This window comes from Pseudomonas moorei (assembly GCF_008801475.1).
Classification (GTDB): Bacteria; Pseudomonadota; Gammaproteobacteria; order Pseudomonadales; family Pseudomonadaceae; genus Aquipseudomonas; species Aquipseudomonas moorei.
Genome location: NZ_VZPP01000011.1, coordinates 162,478 through 178,384, shown reverse-complemented (window position 1 = coordinate 178,384; position 15,907 = coordinate 162,478). Strand labels below are relative to the sequence as shown.

The following is a 15,907-nucleotide window of genomic DNA, read 5'->3' as shown; positions in this document are numbered from 1 at the left end:
CAGTGGCGTGGGTGCGAAAGCTCTTAAAACAGTCTCGTGTGATTCCCTGTGGCGAGGGAGCTTGCTCCCGCTGGAGTGCGAAGCGCTCCCAAGTCTGCCAGCCTCAATCTTACTGGATGATTGAGGCGCCTGGTTTGCGTTTGCTGCGCAACCGAGTGGGAGCAAGCTCCCTCGCCACAGAGACTTTCTGATGCATCACTGTTATTGAATCAGCGAGCCCCGTAGCGAGTGCGGCTGTGCGGCATCGATGTGCACGTCGGCAAACTGACCGATCAGGGTCGGATTGTCACACTTGAAGTTGACGATACGATTATTTTCGGTCCGGCCTTGCAGCTCGCCGGGGTCTTTTTTCGAATAATCAGTGACCAGAATCCGCTGGATCGACCCGACCATTTGTCGGCTGATTTCGAAACCTTGTTGGTTCAGGCGATGTTGCAGGGCATTCAGGCGCTCTTTTTTCAGCTCTTCCGGGGTGTCGTCGGGCAAATCGGCGGCCGGTGTGCCTGGGCGCGGGCTGTAGACGAACGAATAGGAAAAGTCGAAACCGACGTCCTGGATCAGTTTCATGGTCTGTTCGAAGTCTTTCTCGGTCTCGCCGGGGAAGCCGACGATGAAGTCAGAACTGATGCAGATGCCTGGTACGGCGGCCCGCAGCTTGCGCAGTTTGGATTTGTATTCCAGCGCGGTGTGATTGCGCTTCATCGCCGCGAGGATGCGGTCCGAGCCTGACTGCACCGGCAAATGCAGGTGTTTCACCAGTTCCGGCACATCGGCGTGGGCCTGGATCAGGCTGTCGGAAAATTCCAGCGGATGCGAAGTGGTGTAGCGGATGCGGTCGATGCCATCGATGGCGGCGACCACGCGGATCAGCTCCGCCAGATCGGCCAGGCGACCGTCGTGGGTCGTGCCGCGATAACCGTTGACGTTCTGCCCAAGCAAGGTCACTTCGCGCACGCCGTTTTCGGCGAGGTGAATGATCTCGGCGATCACGTCGTCGAACGGCCGGCTCACTTCTTCGCCGCGGGTGTACGGCACCACGCAGAACGTGCAGTACTTGCTGCAGCCTTCCATCACCGACACATAAGCGCTGGGGCCGTCGATGCGCGGCTCGGGCAAGTGGTCGAATTTTTCGATTTCCGGGAATGAGACGTCGACTTGCGGCAGCTTGCTGATGCGCGCCGCGTCGATCATTTCCGGCAGGCGGTGCAGGGTCTGCGGGCCGAAGACGACGTCCACGTAGGGCGCGCGATCACGGATGGCGGCGCCTTCCTGGCTGGCCACGCAACCGCCGACGGCGATGACCATGTCCGGGTTGGCCAGTTTCAGTTCGCGCCAGCGGCCGAGCTGAGAGTAGACACGATCCTGAGCGCGTTCGCGGATCGAGCAGGTGTTGAGCAGGATCACGTCGGCGTCTTCTGCGCGAGCGGTGACTTCCAGGGCCTGGTGTTCGCCCAGCAGATCGACCATGCGCGAGCTGTCGTACTCGTTCATCTGGCAACCGTGGGTTTCGATGTAAAGCTTCTTGGCCATGGATAGAGTCATCACGTGATTCAAAGAACCGCGCATTATAGGGAACATGAACCCAGGTTCCTACCGCTATGCGTCCGGCGGCTATGCTATAGTTCGCCCCCCATTTTTTATCCCTCGATGTGTTACCCGCCCACCATGACCAAACGTGAAGCTCCAATCTACAAGGTGATTTTCCTCAACCAGGGCCAGGTGTTCGAAATGTACGCCAAGCAGATCTATCAAAGCGATCTGTGGGGCTTTCTGGAAGTGGAAGAGTTCGTCTTTGGCGAGCGCACGCAAGTGGTCGTCGATCCGAGCGAAGAGAAGCTCAAGGCTCAGTTTGAAGGCGTGGTGCGCAGTTTTGTGCCAATGCATTCGATCGTGCGCATCGACGAAGTCGAGCGCCTGGGCACGCCGAAAATCAGCGAAGCCCGAGGCACGGTCGGCAATGTCATGCCGTTTCCGATGCCGATGCCTGAGAAGTAAGCCTCTGGATCGAGTTGTCCCCATCGCGAGCCCTGCTCGCGATGGGGTCAGAAAGATCGGTACAGAATTCAAGGCAACGGCGAGAAAGGCGTACGCCCATCAGCGCTCTGCAATTCCATCAGGTATTTGCGGAAAATTTGCCCTAGCACCTGGGTAGCCACTTCCAGTTCCTGGCGGGGCATCTTTTCGGAGACTTCGTCGGCGGTGTCCAGCGCATCTTCGTCGCCATTGACCGCAGCCATTTTCAGCAGGATATAGGCCTGAACGTTATTGGCCGGTACGCCTTCACCGTGGAAAAACATGGTGCCGAGTTTGAATTGCGCCTGGGCGTGGCCTTGCAGCGAGGCTTTTTCGAAATAGCTCAGGGCTTGATTGAGGTCGCGTGGCGCGTTTTTGCCTTCGTAGTAGAACTCACCCAACTCGTATTGCGCCTGGGCATCCCCTTCATCCGACGCTTTCTGGCAGGCGGCGAGTGCCTGTGCCAGGTCTTGCGGCTGGGTATTGAGGGTGCAGCGACCCATCGCTGGGATTAACAACGAGTTACCGCCTGCTTGTGCGAGCGCGAGCAGGGGCTGAAGGAGCAACAGGCAGCCCAGTGAAAGGGCGCGGCCGGTGCGGTTCATGGGAATCGACTTACCTCTGAAGGGCGCGCGGACCCATCGAGGGGATCCAATAAGCGCGCATTATGAAATAAGCAGGGCCAACCTTACAAAGTCTTTACTCGTTTTTCTGCTGCGCGGGAAATATATCGCCCACTTTGCTGGAGATTATCGGCAGACGAGTAGGAAAAAACGCGGGAATGTAGGTGAAGGCTGACGCTGGCAATGGCCAACGTCAGCTGGATCACATTACTTCAGTGCGGCGAAGGCGCGTTCAGCGGCATCCAGAGTCAGTTTCAGCTCGGTTTCGCCGTGGGCGATCGAGGTGAAGCCGGCTTCGAAGGCGCTCGGTGCCAGGTACACACCGCCCTCGAGCATCAGGTGGAAGAAGCGACCGAACAGCGCCGCATCGCTGGCCATCACGTCATCGAAGGTCACGATGTCGTCGGCGCCGCTGAAGTACAGACCGAACATGCCGCCGGCCTGAGTGGTCACGAACGGGATGCCCGCCGCGTCGGCACGCACTTGCAGGCCATCGAGCAGGCGCGTGGTGTAGTCGGTCAGCTCCGCGTGGAAACCCGGACGGCTGATCAGGCGCAGGGTGGTCAGGCCTGCCGCCATCGCCAGCGGGTTACCCGACAGCGTACCGGCCTGGTAGACCGGGCCCAGGGGCGCGATACGCGACATGATTTCGCGTTTGCCGCCGAAGCAGCCCACCGGCATGCCGCCGCCGATGATCTTGCCGAACGTGGTCAGGTCCGGCGTTACACCGTAGTAAGCCTGGGCACCGCCCAGGGCGACGCGGAAACCGGTCATCACTTCGTCGAAAATCAGCACGACGCCGTGCCTGTCGCACAGGGTCCGCAGGCCTTCGAGGAAGCCTGGTGCCGGTGGTACGCAGTTCATGTTGCCGGCCACCGGTTCAACGATGATGCAGGCCACGTCCTGGCCGACTTCGGCGAGCATCGCTTCAACCGCGTCTATATCGTTGAATGGCAGGGTCAGGGTGTGTTTGGCGAACGCCGCCGGTACACCGGCCGAGCTCGGTACGCCTTGGGTCAGGGCACCGGAACCGGCCTTGACCAGCAGGCTATCGGAGTGACCGTGGTAGCAGCCTTCAAATTTGATGATGCTGTCGCGACCGGTGAAACCGCGAGCCAGACGAATGGCGCTCATGGTCGCTTCGGTGCCGGAGCTGACCATGCGCACCATGTCCATCGACGGCACCAGCGAGCAGACCAGATCGGCCATCTGGGTTTCCATTTCGGTCGGCGCGCCGTAGGACAGGCCGTGCTCCAGCTGTTTACGCACCGCGTCCAGCACGTCCGGGTGGCTGTGACCGAGAATCATCGGGCCCCAGGAGCCGACGTAATCCACATAACGCTTGTTGTCTTCGTCGGTGACGTAGGCGCCTTCAGCGTGTTTGAAGAACAACGGCGTGCCGCCAACGCTCTTGAACGCGCGCACCGGCGAGTTCACGCCACCGGGAATGTGTTTCTGGGCATTGGCAAACAGGGTTTCGGAACGAGACATGGGTGGACTCTCAAATCAGATTTTTAGTAATTCATTGAATGCGCGGGCGCGGCGGGTCACTTCAGCCGTGCTTTCGGCGCCAAACAGACCATGCACCACCGCCAGCAGATCGACGCCATGGGCCACCAGCGGGGCGGCGTTGTCCAGGGTGATGCCGCCGATCGCACAGATCGGCAGGTGCAGTTGCTGGCGCGCCTGGTCCAGCAGATCGAGGCTGCAGGTCGGGGCGCCGGGCTTGGTGTTGGAATTGAAGAAGCGCCCGAACGCGACGTAACTGGCGCCTTCCTTGACGGCTTGCTCGGCCAGTTCGAGTTGTGCGTGGCAGGTCGAACCGATGATGGCTTTGGAGCCGAGCAGGGCGCGGGTCGGCGACAGCGGGCCGTCGGTCTGGCCCAGGTGCACGCCCACGTTCAGGCGTGCGGCCAGTTCAGCGTCGTCATTGATGATCAACTGCGTCTTGTAGCGATCGCACAAATTGCGCAGGGTTTCGGCCTCGCGCAGGCGGCGGGCCTCATCGCTGCTCTTGTCGCGGTACTGCAAAAGGGCGACGCCGCCTTCCAGCGCCGCCTCCACGTACGAGAGAAATTTACCGGCCAGCAACTGGCTGTCGGTAATGGCGTACAGGCCACGTAGTTTCATCGGACAGGCCTCATGGCGTTACGAACAGAAGTCCAGTGGCAGGCGGCGTGGCACGAACTGCCCTTTGCCCAGCTGCTCCGCGTCACGCAGGGTGCGCCACGTGTAGTTAAGTGCAGTCTGTACGGCGCTGGCGAGGTTTTCACCCTGGGCCAGACGGCCGGCGAGGGCGCTGGCCAGGGTGCAGCCGGAACCGTGATAACTGCCGGGCAGGCGCTGACAGGTAAAGGTGTCGCGATGACCGTCGCGGCTGTAGAGGCGATTGTGGATTTCGGTTTCGTCGCCATGGCCACCGGTGATCAGCAGGTGTTTGACGAACGGCAGGAGCTTTTCAGCGCACTCGTCTGCGGTGCCTTCTGGCAGTTCGGCGAGGATGCGGGCTTCGGGAAGGTTGGGGGTGGCGATGATCGACAGGGGAAGCAGGCGTTCGCGCATGGCGTAGCCGACTTCGTCCTTGCCCAGGCGTCCGCCGCCGCCGGCGCGCAGCACCGGGTCGCAGACCACCGGCAAATGCGGGTGCGCCGAAAGCAGTTCGACCACGGTGTCGACCATTTCCAGTGAACCGAGCATGCCCAGTTTGACGGCCGCGACCTCGGAGTCGTTGAGCACGGCATTGGCCTGGGCCAACACCCACTCACGGTCAAGGACGCGGAAGTCAGTAACATTGACCGTGTCTTGCACGGTCAGGGCGGTGACGGCCGGAGCCGCATGGCAACCCTGAGCGAGCAGGGCTTCGATATCTGCCTGCAAGCCGGCGCCACCACTTGGGTCGTGGCCGGAGAGACAGAGGACAACGGGGCGAGAGCTATAGATATTCATGGTGCGCGAGCTTACCACCAAACATCTTTTTTCGGGTGCGGCGACATGCTTGTGGCGAGGGCGCTTGCTCCCGCTCGAATGCGAAGCAGTCGTAAAGTCCAATGGCCCGGCGCAACGGACAAACTGTTAGGGCCGCTTCGCTGCCCGGCGGGAGCAAGCGCCCTCGCCACAAGCACGTTGCCCGGCGATTTTTGCTGCCTGATCAGTCAAACAGCTCTATCTCAATAATCTTCGCTGGAACGCCCGTGCTAGAGCCTTTGTAGGAAAAATTTCAGTAGTGCTCAATGGCCATCAACGGCTATGCTAGAGTGGATCCAAATCAATAACAGGTAACACCGGTTTTACGTCTACTCAAAAGGAATGGGGGGCTTCCTGACAGGACCGGACAGGCCACGCTGGGGCACCAATGCGCTATTTGCTGATGTTGATCTTGTGTTTGCCCCTTTTGGCGAACGCCATCGAATTCGATGAGTCCACTCAAAGCCTTCCCCTGGGCCGATCCCTGCAGGTGTTTGAAGACGCAGGGGGGCAGGCAACCATTGCCGATGTACGCGCTCAGGCAGCCGCCGGCAACTTCAAGCCTCACGATAAAGACACCCTCAATGCCGGATACTCGCGTTCGGTGTTCTGGCTGAAAATCGATCTGCGCTACCGCCCGACCGACCCGACGGTGCAACGAACCTGGCTGCTGGAACTGGCTTATCCACCCCTCGATCACCTTGACCTCTACTTGCCTGATGCAGCCGGTAACTATCAATTGGTTCGCCGGACGGGCGATGCCTTGCCGTTCGCCAGTCGCGAGATCCGTCAGAACAACTACCTGTTCAATCTGAATTTCACCGCCGGCCAGACGCAAACCCTGTACCTGCGCCTGCAAAGCGAAGGCTCGATCCAGGCGCCGGTGACATTGTGGTCGAGCACGGCGTATCTCGAAGAACAACCGGTGCGCCTCTATGTGCTGGGGCTGATCTACGGCGTCCTGCTGGGCATGGTGGTCTACAACCTGTTCATCTACCTCAGTGTGCGCGACACCAGTTACCTCTACTACATCGTCTACATTGCCTCGTTCGGCCTGTACCAGCTCTCGGTGAACGGCGCCGCCGTGCAGTATTTCTGGCCGGACAATCCCTGGTGGGCCAACGCCGCGACGCCATTTTTCATTGGTTGCGCGGGACTGTTCGGCAGCCAGTTCGCTCGCAGTTTCTTGCAGACAGCCAACCACAGTCGTTGGCTCGATCGCTTGTTGCTGGCATTGGTGGCGTTCAGCGCGCTGGTGGTCGGGTTGTCCTTGATGACCAGCTACGCCCTGGCCCTGCGCCTGGCGACGGCGCTGGCACTGAGCTTCACCGTGGTGATTTTTTCTGCGGGGATTTTCGCCTGGCTGCGGGGCCTGCGGGTGGCGCGGTATTTCATCATTGCCTGGTCGGCTTTTTTGCTGGGCGGCATCATCAACACACTGATGGTGCTGGGTTACCTGCCGAACGTATTCCTGACCATGTACTCCAGCCAGATCGGTTCGGCCATTGAAGTGGCGCTGCTATCTCTGGCCCTGGCCGACCGCATCAACGCCATGCGCGAGCAGCAGGCGCAGACGTTGCTCGACGCCGGGCAAAAACTGGAAGTGCTCAACCAGCAACTGGCCCGCAGTAACAAGCTCAAAGACGAATTCCTCGCCACCCTGACCCACGAACTGCGAACGCCCATGAACGGGGTGATCGGTTCGCTGGAGCTGATGCAGACCGTCGAGATGGACCCCGAGCTGGAGCAATACCAGCAAACAGCCGCGGGATCGGCGCGGGAGATGATGCGCATGGTCAACGGCATTCTGACCCTGACCGAGTTGCAGGCCGGCAAACTCAAGGTCTACCCCGAGACCTTCAGTTTGCGCGGTGTGATCGAGGCATTGCGCGTGCAATTCGACGGCAATGCGTCGAGCAAGTCGCTGGACTTCAAAGTCGACGTGGCGCCCGGCGTGCCGGATCGACTGCATGGCGATAGCACCAAGTTGGCGCAATGCCTTGAATGCCTGCTGGATAACGCGATCAAGTTCACCAAAGTGGGCGGGCTGGCGTTGCGGGTGACGGGGAAGGCGGTGGAGCCTGACCGGTTGGCGCTGTCTTTCGCAGTGATCGACACCGGCATCGGCTTTACCGATCTGGGGGAGGCGACCATGTATCAGCGCTTCTTCCAGCTTGACGGTTCGATGACCCGTGAATACGGCGGTTTGGGCGTGGGGCTGGCCATTTGCCGGCAGTTGGTGGAATTGCTTGGTGGACGCCTGACTCATCGCTCGGAGCCTGGACGTGGGAGTCGCTTCCAGCTCGATGTCGAGTTCGAAGTGCCGGCGCTGGAGCATTCGACAGCGCCCTCCATGGCTCGGGATTTCCCGCGCCTGCGCCTGCCGCAGGATTGCTCGGTGCTGCTGGTGGACGAAAACAGTATCAATCAGCTGGTGATGCGCGGCATGTTGCTCAAGCTCGGTTTCCGGGTCCGCACCGCTGACAGCGGCCTCACTGCACTGGAGTTGTTGCAGCGTGAAACCTTCGACGCCGTTTTGCTCGATTGTCAGTTGCCAGCGCTGGACGATGTGTCGGTCTGCTGCCAGATCCGCGCCTTGCCGGGCTGCGCCGACGTGCCGATATTCATGATCGCACTGGGTGTTGACCGGGAGCGCTGCCCGACTGGCGCAATGATCGACTACCTGAGCAAGCCGGTGAAATTCGAAGATTTGCAGGTTGCGCTCTATCGTCGGGTGCTCTGCGCGAAACAGGGTGAAAGCGCCGGAAGTTAGGCGGATATGACACTTTGTTCGTCTGAGGTGCGGTGCTTAACTGGTCTCCTTGGCTAACCAAAGGAGCCCCGTCATGAACCTGCACCAGTTCGCCGAAACCCACGAAGTCACCAACCAGCCGCCGTCCCTTGATGGCGCCAACCTGTTTCGCATCGACTTGCCGTTGCAGGAGTGGTCGCGGCGTTTCGGGGCCGGTTGGGCCGAATCGCGGATCGATGCCTACGGTGCACTGGCCGGGGGGCCGCTGATGGAGGCGGGATTCCTGGCCAATGAGAACAAGCCGGTGTTCAGCAGTCACGACCGCTATGGGCATCGTATCGACCTGGTGGAATTTCATCCGGCCTACCACCAACTGATGCGCACGGCGATCGAACATGGCCTGACCTCGTTGCCCTGGGCGCACCCGCAGGACGGCGCCCATGTCGCCCGGGCTTCCATGACTTACTTGCACAGCCAGGCCGAAGCCGGCAGTGGCTGCCCGCTGACCATGACCTTCGCCAGCGTACCGGCCCTGCGCCTGCAGCCGGATCTGGCCAGACAATGGCTGCCGAAAGTGCTCGCCACCGAATATGACCCACGCAACGTCGGCATGGCCCACAAGGCCGGGGTCACCCTCGGCATGGCCATGACCGAGAAACAGGGTGGCACCGACGTTCGCGCGAACACCACCAAGGCTTATCCGGTCGGTGCCAGCGGTCCTGGCCAGGCTTATGAACTGGTGGGGCACAAGTGGTTCTGTTCGGCGCCGATGTGCGATGCCTTCCTGACCCTGGCGCAGACGGACAAGGGCTTGACCTGTTTCCTGCTGCCGCGCCATCGCCCGGATGACACGCGCAATCAGTTCTACATCCAGCGCCTGAAAAACAAACTCGGCAATTGCTCCAACGCTTCCAGCGAAGTGGAGTTTCGTGGCGCCCTGGCCTGGATGGTCGGCGAGGAGGGGCGGGGGGTACCGGCCATCATCGAGATGGTGGCCATGACCCGCTTCGATTGCATGGTCGGCTCCAGCTCGCTGATGCGTCAGGCGCTGACCCAGGCCAGCCATCACTGTGCACACCGCTCGGTCGGCGGCAAATTACTGAGCGAACAGCCCTTGATGCAAAACGTGCTGGCGGACCTGGCACTGGAAAGCGAAGCGGCCCTGGCCTTGAGTTTGCGCATGGGCCGGGCGCTGGATCATCTGGGAGATGATCAGGAAGCAAAATTCGCGCGGTTGGTGACGGCGGTGGGCAAGTATTGGATCTGCAAGCGCGCGCCGGCCATGATCAACGAAGCCGCCGAGTGCATGGGCGGGGCCGGTTATGTCGAAGACAGCATCCTGCCGCGGCTGTACCGCGAGGCGCCGGTCAACTCGACGTGGGAAGGCTCCGGCAACGTGCAATGCCTCGACGTGCTGCGAGCGCTGTCGAAAGAGCCGGGTGCCCTCGATGCCCTGTTCACGGAGTTGGGTGATGGCCATGGCGACAAGCGCCTGGCTGCGCATATCAGTCAGTTGCAAAAGGCCTTCAAGGACACCGGCGACATTCAGTACCGTGCCCGGCAATTGACCGAAGACATTGCCTTGGGGCTGCAAGCCAAACTGCTGCTGGAGGCGGGCAATGCGGCGGTGAGCGATGCCTTCATCGCCAGCCGCCTCGGTTCTGCCGGACGCGTATATGGCGCGTTGCCACGGGGGCTGGATGTTGAAGCCATCGTCGCCCGATCGACTCCGCAGGGTTTTTGATCACGAACAATAAAAACACTGCACAACCCGTGGGAGCGGGCTTGCCCGCGATAGCGGTATCTCAGTCAACAGATAGGTCGATTGATAGGCCCTCATCGCGGGCAGGCCCACAGGGTTTTCGGTGTGTGCAATATTTTTGTATCAGCATGCCACTGTTCCCGTGAAGCGACGATGCAGGCAAGATGAAGGCCTGCAAGTCAGAACACAGGATGCTGATCGTGACCGAAGCTTTTATTGTCGTTCAAACCGCCGAGCAAGCCGTTGACCGGCTTGCGCTCTTGCACAATCGTGCAACCACCGCATTGAGCCAGGCGCTCAAGCGCTACCTCAAGGATCGCGTCGAGCCCGATGCCGAGCAGCGGGCATTGTTCCGTTATCCCGAATTGCGTCTGACCTACCATTGCCAGGGCGAAGTCCCGCAGACCACCCGCGCCTACGCCAAGGTTCAGTTACCGGGCACCTACAGCGTCACCGTGACCCACCCGTCGGCGTTCCGTAAATACCTGCTGGAACAGCTCGTACCTCTGATGCACGACTTCACCGTGACCGTAGAGGTCGGTGTCAGTCAGCAAAACATTCCTTATCCGTACGTAGTCGAGCAGGGCGATGAGCTGGCTGGCTCGGGCGTCACCGCGGCCGTGCTGGCGCGGGTGTTCCCGAGTACCGACCTGTCGGCGGCGACCGACGGCATTGCCGATGGCTTGTACGATTGGGAAAACACCGACCCGCTGCCGCTGGCGCTGTTCGATGCCGCGCGGGTGGATTTCTCCCTGCGCCGACTGGTGCATTACACCGGTAGCGACTGGCGTCATGTGCAGCCGTGGATCCTGCTGACCAACTACCACCGTTACGTTGACCAGTTCATCGTCCATGGCCTTGAACAATTGCGCAAAGACCCGCGTTTCATCCGCATGGTGCTGCCGGGCAACGTGATCATCGAAAAGAGCATGGACCACGGTGAAGCCTCGGCGATTGCCGCCGGCGTGGTCTGGCACCGCTACCAGATGCCGGCCTATCACCTGATCGCCAGCGACGGTCACGGCGTGACCCTGGTGAACATCGGCGTCGGCCCGTCCAACGCCAAGAACATCACCGATCACCTGGCGGTGCTGCGTCCGCACTGCTGGCTGATGATTGGTCACTGCGGCGGCTTGCGTCAGTCGCAGACCATTGGCGACTACGTGCTGGCGCACGCCTACATGCGCCGCGACGGGATTCTCGACCGGGTGGTACCGCCGAACATTCCGATCCCGGCCCTGGCCGAAGTGCAGATGGCCTTGCAACAAGCAGCGGCCAACATCACCGGCGAGCAAGGCGACCAACTGAAAAAGCGTCTGCGCACCGGCACCGTGCTGACCTACGACGACCGCAACTGGGAATTGCGCTGGGCCCAGGAGCGTCCACTGATCAACTTGTCTCGCGCCGTGGCGGTGGACATGGAAAGCGGCACCATCGCCGCCCAGGGCTATCGCCTGCGCGTGCCTTATGGCACGTTGCTCTGCGTGTCGGACAAGCCGCTGCACAGTGAAATCAAGCTGCCGGGTTCGGCCAACGCTTTCTATGAGCGCGCGGTCAGCCAGCATTTGAAGATCGGCATCGAGGCGGTGGACTTGCTGCGCACCGAACTCAACTCGCTGCACTCGCGCAAACTGCGCAGCTTCGACGAACCACCGTTCCGCTAAGGGTTAGTCATGGTCATTTAGCGGTCAGGGCACTAGCATTAGCAGCTCTGACCGTTAGATGTCTCTTTTGCCATGTCCCGTCCTCAACGTCCCGTTTCCCGCCGTCCTGGCGCGAAGCCATCCCCTTCGGCCCCGCGTCGTGTTGCCAAGGCGCCACCGGCCGAGCCAAAACTGATCCTGTTCAATAAACCGTTCGATGTGCTGACGCAATTCAGCGATGGCGAAGGTCGGGCGACGCTCAAGGACTTTATCGAGATCCCGGGGATTTACCCCGCCGGACGGCTGGACCGCGACAGCGAAGGCTTGCTGCTGCTGACCAACGACGGTCAGCTACAGGCGCGGATCGCCGATCCGAAACACAAACTGGCCAAGACCTACTGGGTGCAAGTGGAAGGCGAGCCGAGCGCCGAGCAGTTGCAGCGTTTGCGTGATGGCGTGGAGTTGAACGACGGCATGACCTTGCCTGCCGAGGCGCGGCAACTCGACGAGCCCGAGTTGTGGCCGCGCAATCCGCCCGTGCGTTTTCGCAAGAGTGTGCCGACCAGTTGGCTGGAGTTGGTGATTCGCGAGGGGCGTAACCGTCAGGTAAGGCGCATGACGGCGGCGGTCGGACTGCCGACGTTGCGCCTGGTGCGGGTCAGAATCGGCGACTGGACTCTCGAAGGGCTCGATCAAGGCCAGTGGAAGGAAGTGCCGGCGCGCTTATAAAGTGCCGGACTCGATCAGTCCGATCACCACGCTCTTGATGACGAACGCCGCCACGCCAAGGCCCAGTACGAAGAACAGAATGAACGAGCCGAAACGCCCGGCCTTGGACTTCTTCGCCAGATCCCAGACGATGAAACCCATGAAAATGATCAGGATGGAGACCAGGCCGGTCATCATCCACTCTTCGAAAACTGCAGGATCCATCGAACATCTCCACGCGGGCGAGGCTAAAAGGGCGCGGGGAGTATACGCCTCGCTGGTGGAGGGCAGTATTGACCTGCGGCGGTGTGTCGCAGTCATTCGTCGGCTGTGGCGGCCCCATCGCGAGCAAGCTTCGCTCCTACGGTTGATCCTGGTGCGCTGAAGATCCCTGCAGGAGCGAGCTTGCTCGCAATGGCGTCCTCAGCTTCGCAGATGAGTCAGCGGCAGCTCAGTGCTGTTGAGCACCTGATTCAACACAAAACTCGACCGCACGCTCGTCACGCCTTCAATCCGCGTCAGATGCCCCAGCAGCAGTTTCTGGTAGTGATCCATGTCCGGCACCACGACCTTGAGCTGATAGTCGGCATCCATCCCGGTCACCAGGCTGCATTCCAGGACTTGTGGCAAGGTTCGGATGGCGGCTTCGAAGTTCTCGAAGCGCTCCGGCGTATGGCGGTCCATGCCGATCAGCACATAGGCTGTCAGGCTCAGGCCGAGCATTTTGCGGTCGAGCAGGGCGACCTGGCGGGAAATGTAGCCGTCGTCCTCCAGTTGCTTGACCCGTCGTGAGCACGGCGACGGTGACAGGCCGATGCGTTCGGCCAGCTCCTGATTGGAGATGCGTGCATCACGCTGCAATTCAGCCAGAATGCTCAGGTCGTATCGGTCGAGTTTGCTCATCAATCAGGCCTTTGTCATAACTATTGCGACAGATTATCTATCCAGGGTTAAAAATTGCGCAAGTAATGTTTATTTGAGCAATCTTCGCAATCCTCTGCCGGCCCTCCGAGCCTATTCTTATCACCAGAATCACTGCTCGGACAAACAGTCCAGTGCGGCTCGCCCAATCAGGCCAGCTGCGGTCGCCACCCCCACAGGGGATGTGCCGGCCCCCGAGCTACACACTGTCCAGAAGACGGCGTGAGGTGAGCCGACGTCAAAAGCGTCGAGCACGGACGAAGTTCTCAAGGGGAGGCCGACGGGTCTCCCCTTTTTCTTGCCCGTCATTTGACGCCCGTCCTCAATAAATAAGTTGCGCGACTGATAACCTGTTGCAGAACCAGCCTGTGCATTTCCAGTCTTACGTACAAGCGCTGTTCGCTTCACTGTAGGAGCGAGCCTGCTCGCGATGGACGTTAACGATGACGCGCGTGCTTTTTGAATAAACGCATTGCGCTTGAGTTCATCGCGAGCAGGCTCGCTCCTACGCAATCCGTACCCCAGCAGTCCCCACAGTGAGGAAAAGCATGAAGTCGCGCATCTGGCGTTTGGCCGGAGTTGGTTTGCTGTGTGTCAGTGTCACTGCGCAATCGCTCGCCGACGAGCCGCAGAACCGGGGGCCCGATGGTGGGCAGCGCTGGGAGGGCGGTCATCAGGGAAACAATCAGGGTCATGGCGGCAACAATCAGCCGCACCCGCAGGAAGGTCAACCACAGAACCCGCCACGTCCGCAGAACAACGACGTCAATCGTGGCGAAAACAGCCGGCAGTTCGAACACAACGACCAGCATCAGAACCAGGGGCAGTGGCAGCGCCATACGCCGCCCGATTACAACAGCCCGGTTCGCCCGCCGCCGCCGTCACCGCAATTGCCGGCCAATGATTTGCCGATCCAGCCCCGGCCCGATGCGGTGCGCCAGACCCAGCCACCGCAGCGCGGGTATTACCAGGACGTTCCGCGTCGCAACGACAACAACCAGCACTGGGGCGGCTACACCGGTTCGCCGTCGAGTAACAATCAGTGGCAGGGTCACCCGAACGGGCACGGCAACGGTTGGGGGCCGGGGCCGCAGTATCGCCCTGGCCACGTGATCGATCGCTTCCCCGACCGCGAATACCGCGTGCCGTACCGCGGCATGGATTATTTCTACTCCGGTGGTTACTGGTATCGCCCACTGGGCCCACGCTATGTGGTGGTCGAACCACCGCGCGGAATTCGCGTCAGCTACTTGCCGGATTACGCCGAGCAGGTGTTGATCGGCGGTACGGTGCTATTTTTGGCGGCGGGCGCGTATTACGCCTATCAGGAGAGCACCCAGGACTACGTCGTGGTCGAGCCACCGGTTGGCAGCCTTCAACCGCAGCCGCAGCCACAACAGCCGCCACCACCCGTCAACAACAGTTATGACGTGGTGGCGTACCCGGCCAACGGCCAGTCCCAGGAACAGGTCAATCAGGATGGCTACGAGTGCTATCAATACGCGGTGCAGCAGAGCGGTTTCGATCCGCGAACCGCAACCTATCAACCAGACCCTTCGGTAGTGCAGACCTACCGCCAGGCTCAGGGCAATTGCCTGAGCAGTCGCGGCTATCAGGTGAGTTACTGAGCCCGGGCGGCGTTCACCGCTTCCTGCGGGTCGGCGTGCACCAGCACCTCGGCTCGCGGGTAGGCGGCGTGAATCGCATCGGCGGCCTGATCGCTGATGCCGTGGGCAACTGACAGCGTCAGGTCCCCCGGCAATTCCAGGTGCAGTTGTACGAACCACTGGTTGCCGGACACCCGCGTGCGCAGGTCATGCGCGCCCAGCACCCCCGGAATGCCGCACGCCAGCTCCAGCATGTGCTGGCTGACATCCGGCGGCAGCTCTTCATCCATCAGCACCGTGAAACTTTCCCGGGCGATCTGCACCGCGCTCCAGAGGATGTACGCGGCGATACCCAGACCGAACCAGGCGTCGACCTGATGCCAGCCAAACCCGGCCAGCACCAGCGCCAACAGTATGCTGCCGTTGAGCAGCATGTCCGAGCGGTAATGCAAGGAGTCGGCGTGTACGGCATTGGAGCCCGTGGCCTTGACCACACGATGCTGCAATATCAGCAGTGCCAGGGTCAGGACCAGCGAGAACACAATCACCCCGATGCTGATCCATGGCGCGCCCACCGGCTCTGGATGCTTGATCCGCTCGAATGCCTGCATCGCAATCAGCACCGCACTGCCGCCGATGAACAACGCTTGCGCCATGCCGGCCAGCGATTCGGCCTTGCCATGCCCGTAGCGATGATCGTCGTCGGCGGGGCGCAGGGCGTAGTGCACGGCCAGCAAGTTGAGCATCGAAGTGATGCCGTCGAGTGCCGAGTCGGTCAACCCGGCGAGCATGCTCACCGATCCGCTCAGCCACCAGGCGATGGCTTTGGCGACGATCAGCGTACAAGCCACCGCCACCGAGGCGCGGGTCGCCAGCCGAAGCAGGCGGGCGTGTTCGGAGCTGGAGATCATAAG

At 61.0% G+C, this 15,907-nt stretch carries 14 protein-coding genes; 6 read left to right on the top strand and 8 right to left on the bottom strand.

Annotation, left to right across the window (positions count from 1 at the left end; all coding sequences use genetic code 11):
- Positions 1–201: 201 nt before the first annotated feature.
- Positions 202–1,530, bottom strand: coding sequence for a tRNA (N6-isopentenyl adenosine(37)-C2)-methylthiotransferase MiaB (gene miaB, locus F7R06_RS21825; protein ID WP_090325450.1), 1,329 nt, complete (start codon positions 1,528–1,530; stop codon positions 202–204).
- A 135-nt stretch (positions 1,531–1,665) separates the two neighbouring features.
- Here miaB and F7R06_RS21820 point away from each other — a divergent pair, with 135 nt between their 5' ends.
- Positions 1,666–1,995: a DUF1820 family protein gene (locus tag F7R06_RS21820; RefSeq protein ID WP_024780849.1), complete on the top strand. Its 330-nt coding sequence runs from the start codon at positions 1,666–1,668 to the stop codon at positions 1,993–1,995.
- 68 nt (positions 1,996–2,063) lie between these two features.
- On the opposite strand, the gene F7R06_RS21815 is transcribed toward F7R06_RS21820, so the two are convergent.
- From F7R06_RS21815 to F7R06_RS21800, 4 genes are all read right to left on the bottom strand, one after another.
- A complete protein-coding gene (locus F7R06_RS21815) occupies positions 2,064–2,618 on the bottom strand; it encodes a tetratricopeptide repeat protein (RefSeq protein ID WP_090325448.1) in 555 nt (184 codons plus the stop codon).
- A 225-nt stretch (positions 2,619–2,843) separates the two neighbouring features.
- Complete coding sequence (gene hemL / locus F7R06_RS21810) at positions 2,844–4,127, bottom strand: glutamate-1-semialdehyde 2,1-aminomutase (protein ID WP_090325446.1); 1,284 nt, start codon at positions 4,125–4,127, stop codon at positions 2,844–2,846.
- A 15-nt stretch (positions 4,128–4,142) separates the two neighbouring features.
- Positions 4,143–4,766, bottom strand: a complete 624-nt coding sequence (thiE, locus tag F7R06_RS21805; RefSeq protein ID WP_090325444.1) for a thiamine phosphate synthase — start codon at positions 4,764–4,766, stop codon at positions 4,143–4,145.
- 18 nt (positions 4,767–4,784) lie between these two features.
- Positions 4,785–5,582, bottom strand: coding sequence for a hydroxymethylpyrimidine/phosphomethylpyrimidine kinase (locus F7R06_RS21800; RefSeq protein ID WP_034148145.1), 798 nt, complete (start codon positions 5,580–5,582; stop codon positions 4,785–4,787).
- 406 nt (positions 5,583–5,988) lie between these two features.
- On the opposite strand from F7R06_RS21800, the gene F7R06_RS21795 reads away from it, so the two are divergent.
- The 4 genes from F7R06_RS21795 to F7R06_RS21780 all read left to right on the top strand — a co-directional run bounded on the left by F7R06_RS21795 (position 5,989) and on the right by F7R06_RS21780 (position 12,486).
- Complete coding sequence (locus tag F7R06_RS21795; protein ID WP_090325442.1) at positions 5,989–8,373, top strand: hybrid sensor histidine kinase/response regulator; 2,385 nt, start codon at positions 5,989–5,991, stop codon at positions 8,371–8,373.
- A 73-nt stretch (positions 8,374–8,446) separates the two neighbouring features.
- The gene (locus F7R06_RS21790; protein ID WP_090325440.1) at positions 8,447–10,096 is read left to right on the top strand and encodes an acyl-CoA dehydrogenase family protein; all 1,650 of its coding nucleotides are present in this window, start codon (positions 8,447–8,449) and stop codon (positions 10,094–10,096) included.
- A gap of 182 nt (positions 10,097–10,278) precedes the next feature.
- On the top strand, positions 10,279–11,778 hold the full coding sequence (amn, locus tag F7R06_RS21785) for an AMP nucleosidase (protein WP_174552488.1): 1,500 nt from the start codon (positions 10,279–10,281) through the stop codon (positions 11,776–11,778).
- A 72-nt stretch (positions 11,779–11,850) separates the two neighbouring features.
- Positions 11,851–12,486 carry a pseudouridine synthase gene (locus F7R06_RS21780; RefSeq protein ID WP_090325438.1) on the top strand — a complete coding sequence of 212 codons (636 nt, stop codon included), beginning with the start codon at positions 11,851–11,853 and terminating at the stop codon, positions 12,484–12,486.
- Here the strand turns inward: F7R06_RS21780 and F7R06_RS21775 are convergent.
- Positions 12,481–12,690: a DUF2788 domain-containing protein gene (locus F7R06_RS21775; RefSeq protein ID WP_007937369.1), complete on the bottom strand. Its 210-nt coding sequence runs from the start codon at positions 12,688–12,690 to the stop codon at positions 12,481–12,483. The genes F7R06_RS21780 and F7R06_RS21775 overlap by 6 nt on opposite strands.
- A gap of 198 nt (positions 12,691–12,888) precedes the next feature.
- Positions 12,889–13,368 carry an Lrp/AsnC family transcriptional regulator gene (locus F7R06_RS21770; protein ID WP_007937367.1) on the bottom strand — a complete coding sequence of 160 codons (480 nt, stop codon included), beginning with the start codon at positions 13,366–13,368 and terminating at the stop codon, positions 12,889–12,891.
- Between the two features lie 566 nt (positions 13,369–13,934).
- On the opposite strand from F7R06_RS21770, the gene F7R06_RS21765 reads away from it, so the two are divergent.
- Positions 13,935–15,014, top strand: a complete 1,080-nt coding sequence (locus F7R06_RS21765; protein WP_090325436.1) for a DUF6515 family protein — start codon at positions 13,935–13,937, stop codon at positions 15,012–15,014.
- Here the strand turns inward: F7R06_RS21765 and F7R06_RS21760 are convergent.
- Positions 15,008–15,904, bottom strand: a complete 897-nt coding sequence (locus F7R06_RS21760; RefSeq protein WP_090325434.1) for a cation diffusion facilitator family transporter — start codon at positions 15,902–15,904, stop codon at positions 15,008–15,010. The genes F7R06_RS21765 and F7R06_RS21760 overlap by 7 nt on opposite strands.
- Positions 15,905–15,907: the final 3 nt, after the last annotated feature.

What these genes read in the sequence shown, in the direction of transcription:
- miaB (WP_090325450.1), bottom strand. Translation starts at nt 1,530, where the DNA reads ATGGCCAAGAAGCTTTACATCGAAACCCACGGTTGCCAGATGAACGAG.
- F7R06_RS21820 (WP_024780849.1), top strand. Translation starts at nt 1,666, where the DNA reads ATGACCAAACGTGAAGCTCCAATCTACAAGGTGATTTTCCTCAACCAG.
- F7R06_RS21815 (WP_090325448.1), bottom strand. Translation starts at nt 2,618, where the DNA reads ATGAACCGCACCGGCCGCGCCCTTTCACTGGGCTGCCTGTTGCTCCTT.
- hemL (WP_090325446.1), bottom strand. Translation starts at nt 4,127, where the DNA reads ATGTCTCGTTCCGAAACCCTGTTTGCCAATGCCCAGAAACACATTCCC.
- thiE (WP_090325444.1), bottom strand. Translation starts at nt 4,766, where the DNA reads ATGAAACTACGTGGCCTGTACGCCATTACCGACAGCCAGTTGCTGGCC.
- F7R06_RS21800 (WP_034148145.1), bottom strand. Translation starts at nt 5,582, where the DNA reads ATGAATATCTATAGCTCTCGCCCCGTTGTCCTCTGTCTCTCCGGCCAC.
- F7R06_RS21795 (WP_090325442.1), top strand. Translation starts at nt 5,989, where the DNA reads ATGCGCTATTTGCTGATGTTGATCTTGTGTTTGCCCCTTTTGGCGAAC.
- F7R06_RS21790 (WP_090325440.1), top strand. Translation starts at nt 8,447, where the DNA reads ATGAACCTGCACCAGTTCGCCGAAACCCACGAAGTCACCAACCAGCCG.
- amn (WP_174552488.1), top strand. Translation starts at nt 10,279, where the DNA reads ATGAAGGCCTGCAAGTCAGAACACAGGATGCTGATCGTGACCGAAGCT.
- F7R06_RS21780 (WP_090325438.1), top strand. Translation starts at nt 11,851, where the DNA reads ATGTCCCGTCCTCAACGTCCCGTTTCCCGCCGTCCTGGCGCGAAGCCA.
- F7R06_RS21775 (WP_007937369.1), bottom strand. Translation starts at nt 12,690, where the DNA reads ATGGATCCTGCAGTTTTCGAAGAGTGGATGATGACCGGCCTGGTCTCC.
- F7R06_RS21770 (WP_007937367.1), bottom strand. Translation starts at nt 13,368, where the DNA reads ATGAGCAAACTCGACCGATACGACCTGAGCATTCTGGCTGAATTGCAG.
- F7R06_RS21765 (WP_090325436.1), top strand. Translation starts at nt 13,935, where the DNA reads ATGAAGTCGCGCATCTGGCGTTTGGCCGGAGTTGGTTTGCTGTGTGTC.
- F7R06_RS21760 (WP_090325434.1), bottom strand. Translation starts at nt 15,904, where the DNA reads ATGATCTCCAGCTCCGAACACGCCCGCCTGCTTCGGCTGGCGACCCGC.